Below are 259 nucleotides of genomic sequence, written 5' to 3'. Positions count from 1 at the left end.
ATTTTGGGGCCGAGTACGACAAGAATTAAGAAGATCGACAGCGTAAGCAGGAAGATGCCGAGCAAGGATCCGTGACGAATGGAAGAACGGACTTGGTTCGCGTTATACACCATATGCAGAAAGGCGCCCAGAATGAAAATATCTCCGGCGCTGCCGACCGTAAGCAGAGAGCTCGCAGCGACATGCTGCAGCGGCATGGTCATAGCCGGCGTCACGAGCCGGAAATAAAACTCGTTAGACAGCAGGAGCGGCATCATCA

1 pseudogene is annotated in these 259 nt (G+C 53.3%); it reads right to left on the bottom strand.

Annotation, left to right across the window (positions count from 1 at the left end):
• Window positions 1-259 (bottom strand): annotated as a pseudogene (locus KVT27_RS25245) (GerAB/ArcD/ProY family transporter); the annotation flags it as partial.

Source organism: Lysinibacillus sp. GbtcB16, from assembly GCF_019091145.1.
Classification (GTDB): Bacteria; Bacillota; Bacilli; order Bacillales_A; family Planococcaceae; genus Lysinibacillus; species Lysinibacillus fusiformis.
Note: the sequence above shows the minus strand (reverse complement) of the source record. Positions and strands in the feature narration are given on the sequence as shown.